This is a genomic window from Nioella sp. (assembly GCF_964229645.1).
Lineage (GTDB): Bacteria > Pseudomonadota > Alphaproteobacteria > Rhodobacterales > Rhodobacteraceae > Nioella.
In genome coordinates, this window is record NZ_CAXREX010000158.1 from 1 (window position 1) to 5,121 (window position 5,121).

At 61.6% G+C, this 5,121-nt stretch carries 4 protein-coding genes and 1 pseudogene; 3 read left to right on the top strand and 2 right to left on the bottom strand.

All coding sequences use genetic code 11. The annotated features are described in order from the left end of the window. The 3 genes from ACEQXV_RS10400 to ACEQXV_RS10410 all read left to right on the top strand — a co-directional run. On the top strand, positions 1-468 hold a 468-nt coding region (locus tag ACEQXV_RS10400; protein WP_370269055.1), incomplete at its 5' end, for an SDR family oxidoreductase. A 111-nt stretch (positions 469-579) separates the two neighbouring features. Beyond that, complete coding sequence (locus ACEQXV_RS10405; RefSeq protein ID WP_160659407.1) at positions 580-873, top strand: putative quinol monooxygenase; 294 nt, start codon at positions 580-582, stop codon at positions 871-873. A 536-nt stretch (positions 874-1,409) separates the two neighbouring features. Then, a complete protein-coding gene (locus ACEQXV_RS10410; RefSeq protein ID WP_370269058.1) occupies positions 1,410-1,673 on the top strand; it encodes a DJ-1/PfpI family protein in 264 nt (87 codons plus the stop codon). A 255-nt stretch (positions 1,674-1,928) separates the two neighbouring features. Here the strand turns inward: ACEQXV_RS10410 and ACEQXV_RS10415 are convergent, their stop codons facing one another. After that, on the bottom strand, positions 1,929-4,589 hold the full coding sequence (locus ACEQXV_RS10415; RefSeq protein WP_370269056.1) for an excinuclease ABC subunit A: 2,661 nt from the start codon (positions 4,587-4,589) through the stop codon (positions 1,929-1,931). Between the two features lie 213 nt (positions 4,590-4,802). Next, positions 4,803-5,121, bottom strand: a pseudogene (locus ACEQXV_RS10420) (S-(hydroxymethyl)glutathione dehydrogenase); the annotation flags it as partial.

Here is a 5,121-nt window from a genome sequence, read left to right on the forward strand (position 1 = left end):
GCCGGGCTGATGCCGATCCGTCCGATGGCCGAGGTCAACACCGACGAGTGGGACCAGATGATCGACGTCAATCTGAAGGGTACGCTCTACGGCATCGCGGCGGCCCTTCCCGGTTTTCTCGAGCAGGGCAGCGGTCACATCATCAACCTGAGCTCGGTTGCGGGTATCAAGGTCTTCGCACCGGGCGGCACGGTCTACTCCGGCACCAAGTTTGCCGTCAGCGCGATCAGCGAAGGCTTGCGCCACGAGGTGGGGGAAAAAGTCCGGGTCACGTCAATCGAGCCTGGAGCTGTCGAAAGCGATTTGAAGTTCACGACATCAGGCACGGCTGCCGAAACGGTGCTCGACTTCTACAAGCAGGCCATCCCGACGGCATCGGTGGCGCGTGCTATCGCGTTCGCTGTCGAACAACCTGATGACGTCGACATCAACGCGATCGTCATCCGGCCGACCGCACAGGAGTTCTGATTTCGACGAGGAGGCGGGGCCGCGTGTGCTCCGCCTCATTAGGAACGTTCCGGCCCGCTCGACCGTTACTTTCCCGAACAATATCTGTCCGTTTCACTTGAGGAGTCATTTATGCCCAAACTTGCCCTGTATGTACCGCTGAAGGCCAAGCCCGGAAAAGAGCGCGATGTCGCCGATTTCCTGACCTCGGCATTGCCGCTCGTTCAAGCTGAGCCGGGCACTCTGACCTGGTATGCGATCGAGGAAGGCCCCGGTGCGTACGCGATCTTCGATACGTTCGATACAGAGGAGGATCGGCAGGCCCATCTCGACGGCAAGGTTGCCGCCGCACTGATGGAGAAGGCAGAAGAACTGTTTTCCGAACCGCCGCAGATTCACAAGTTCACCCTGCTCGCCGCGAAATAGCGGAGCGGGCGGCCCTAAGCTGCCGGCTGACCGCAGAATAAGGCTCGTGTTTCCATCCGCAATGGATAGCCCGGCCGAACCGGGAATTGAATAAATGAATACGACAGGCCATCCGCGATAGCGGATGGCCTTGTCTCTTGCGCTCATCACACCTCTGCATTTGCTGATAGGGGGCCGTTGATGTGTCGCGGCGGAACGGCACCATTGGTTCGCGGGAAATTCTTGAGCACATCAATTCGGCGCGTTGTTAGGCCGTTCTGGCCCAATCGTAGAGAAAACCGCCGTAAATCGATCCCAGGATGGCCCTTCGGGGAAGGGACCTCTCAGGCAGCAGCAGGTTCAGTTAACTGAGAACACTTGGAAGGGTGCGATGTCCTCCGCCGTTGCGATGGACCGGATCATCACAAGCTCTCGATTTGATGACGCGTTGAGAAGAGCTGCGAAAGGAAAAGATCCGTGAAAGCTGTCGTATACAACGGGCCCAAAGATGTTTCCGTCAATACCATCGACGATCCCAGGATCGAAAACCAGAGGCAATTGGTTTCATCCGGGCTTTCTTCGCTCAGAAAAAACCTGTTGCGGTCATATGCCATGCACCCTGGACATTGATCGAGGTGGGCGTGGTTGAAGGTCGCAACTTGACGTCCTACCCGACGCTGAAGGTCGATATCGAGAACGCCGGAGGTACATGGACCAATGAGGAAGTCGTGGTCGACAACGGCCTTGTTACCAGCCGCGATCCCAATGATTTGCCCGCCTTCTGTGCCAAACTCGTCGAGGAAATCGCAGAGGGGAATTAAAACGGGGTGTTTCGACGAACCATGTGAGGACCTCTTCATGGAGAAGGTCCGCACAAAGCAAGCATGGCGGATCGTTAGCGATTGGCCGTCCGCCATGCCGCGTATCACACGAACACGGCGCACCTGACGGGCACTCAAACCCTGAGCCGCGTCAACCGCGGTGTCACATCGCCGGCTCCCGCTTCCAGGTTCGACCCATTCCACCGTGTGGTTGAGATGCACCTGGTCCAACGTGCGTTCGGTCAGACTTACGACCTATAGCGCCGCCTTGAGATAGCGGGCGGTGAGACTGCCTTCCGCTTCCGCAACGAAGCCAGGGACGCCGCTGGCAACGATACGGCCCCCATCTTCCCCGGCCCCCGGTCCCAGGTCGATGATCCAGTCCACCTGTGTGATGGCGCGCATGTCATGTTCGACGACTATGACGGTATTGCCGGCGTCTACGAGGCCCTGCAAATGTTGCATCAGCCGGTCGCCATCGGAGGGGTGAAGCCCCGAAGTTGGCTCGTCGAGGATGTAGATCGAGTTGCCGCGTTGAGCGCGTTGCAGTTCAGTCGCCAGCTTGATGCGCTGCGCCTCCCCGCCAGACAGCTCGGTCGCCGGCTGACCAAGCCTCAGATAGCCAAGGCCGATCTCCCGCAACACGTCGAGGGAGCGCATCACAGATGCCTCGCCAGCGAAGAAATCGCACGCATCGTCGACCGTCAGTTCTAGCACCTGGGCGATATTGCGCCCGTTCCATTCGACTTCGAGCGTTTGCGGGTTGTAGCGAGAGCCATGACAGGTCGAGCACGGGGCAAAAACGCTCGGCAGGAACAGCAACTCCACCATGACGTATCCCTCGCCCTCGCACACCGGGCAGCGGCCTTGCGGGACGTTGAACGAGAACCTTCCCGGGCTGTAGTGCCGCCGGCGGGCGAGCGGCGTTTCAGCGAAGATCCGTCGCACATGGTCGAACATGCCGCTGTAGGTGGACAGGTTCGAGCGCGGCGTGCGGCCGATCGGTTTCTGATCGACCCGCACCAGCCTGCGGACATGCTCCATGCCTGCGACAATGCGTCCTTCGGTGTCGTTCTGCGCAACATCGAGCAGCGGATCGATATCCTCCTCCTCGGCCACGGGGGAGCCGCCGAGGTGTTCCGTGACGAGCTCGGGCAGCGCCTGACTGACAAGACTGGATTTGCCCGATCCCGAAACGCCGGTGACAGCGGTGAAGCAGCCGATGGGAAACTCGACGTCGAGACCATGGAGATTGTTCCGCCTGATCCCTTCCAGGCGTAGCCATGCCTTGGGATCGCGCGGTGTGCGCTCACTGCGGAGCGGCTCTGCGAACAGGTAGCGGCGGGTGATTGAAGTCTCGACGTCGGCAAGCCCCTCTATCGGCCCGCTGTAGAGGACTTCACCGCCCTTTTCCCCGGCTCCTGGCCCGACATCGACGAGCCATTCCGCGCGGCGGATCACGTCGAGATCATGTTCGACGACGAACAGGGAGTTGCCCGCCGCCTTGAGACGCTCGAGGATGGTGAGCAAGGCTTCGCCATCTGCCGGGTGCAACCCTGCCGAAGGCTCGTCAAGCACATAGACCACGCCGAAAAGCTGTGACGACAATTGCGTGGCAAGCCGCAAGCGCTGCAGCTCTCCGGAGGAGAGCGTCGGCGTGCTGCGGTCGAGCGAAATGTAGCCAAGGCCAAGATCGATTAGCGGCTCTAGCCGCTCGATCAATTCGCAGGCAAGGCGCTGTGCGGCGACCCGCTTTTCATCGGAAAGATTGGGCGTGCGGCGCACGTCGGGCGCAGCCTTGTGTGCCGAACCTCCTGCCGCGACCCGCCGTTCGACCGCCGCATCGCGGGCCGCCTTGCCGAGGACATGGCCCTTCGGGACCGCCGCGGCGCCCCCGTATTCGCCATGCGCGACCGGCGTGAGCAAGTCCCGGAGTTTCAACACCGTCAGATCGCCGAACTCGGCGATGTCGAGGCCCGCGAACTTCACGGAAAGGGCTTCGCGCTTCAGGCGCTTGCCGTCGCAGGTCGGGCAATCGCGGCCGATGATATATTGCGAGACGCGCTTTTTCATCAGCGCGCTTTTCGTGTTGGCGAAGGTTTCCAGCACATAGCGGCGCGCGCCGGTGAAGGTGCCCTGGTAGCTCGGCTCCATGCCGCGCTTGAGCGCCGTCCGCGTCTGTTCGGGCGTCAGGCCCGCATAGACCGGCACCGTCGGCGCCTCTTCAGTGAAGAGGATCCAGTCGCGATCCTTTTTCGGCAGGTCGCGCCACGGCGTATCGACGTCATAGCCGAGCGAAACGAGGATATCGCGCAGGTTCTGGCCATGCCAGGCGGTCGGCCAGGCGGCGATCGCCCGGTCGCGAATGGTGAGGCTGTCGTCAGGCACCATCGTTTCTTCGGTCGCGTCATAGACGCGCCCGATGCCGTGACAGGTCGGGCAGGCGCCGGCGACCGTGTTTGGGGAGAAATCCTCCGCATAGAGCATAGATTGATGGCGCGGATATTCGCCGACGCGCGAATAGAGCATCCGCACCAGGCTGGAGAGCGTCGTCACGCTGCCGACCGAGGATCGCGCGTTGGCCGAGCCGCGCTGCTGCTGCAACGCGACCGCAGGCGGCAAACCGTCGATCGCGTCGACCTCCGGCACGCCGGCCTGGTCGATCAGGCGACGGGCATAGGGCGCAACCGATTCCAGATAACGCCGCTGAGCTTCGGCATACAGAGTGCCGAACGCGAGCGATGACTTGCCCGAGCCTGATATGCCGGTGAACACCACGAAGGCGTCGCGCGGTACATCGACGTCAATATTTTTGAGGTTGTTCTGGCGCGCGCCGCGAACCTGCACGCAAGCGGGCGGCCCCGCATGCCCATGATCGGTGGCCGCCGTCGCCGGGTGTACATCCTTGCTCTTCAATTCAGTCTTCCTGCCCTATACGCCCGTGCGGCCCGTGTTCGTTACGGTCGGGGTAACAGATGAATGCATTTCCGACGCAATACATCCAACGGTTGTTACCGCATCGCGACGCGTTGCCCATTTGCCACAGCGCGCGTCATCATCGCCGGGGTCGGGCCATGATGACGGCCGAATTGTCGATCCCAGCGCCTCGCGCCGCTTCGTAACGATGGGTCAGTAGTGAATGACCGAGCGGATCGACTTGCCTTCGTGCATCAGTTCGAAGGCCTCGTTGATCTCCTCCAAACCCATCGTGTGGGTTACGAACGGGGCCAGATCGATATCGCCTCTCATCGCGTCCTCGACCATGCCGGGGAGCTCTGTCCGTCCCTTGACGCCACCGAAAGCGGATCCCTTCCATACGCGGCCCGTGACGAGCTGGAATGGGCGGGTGGAGATTTCCTCGCCCGCGCCGGCAACGCCGATCACGATCGACTGACCCCAGCCACGGTGCGCTGATTCAAGCGCGGCGCGCATGACGTGGACGTTGCCG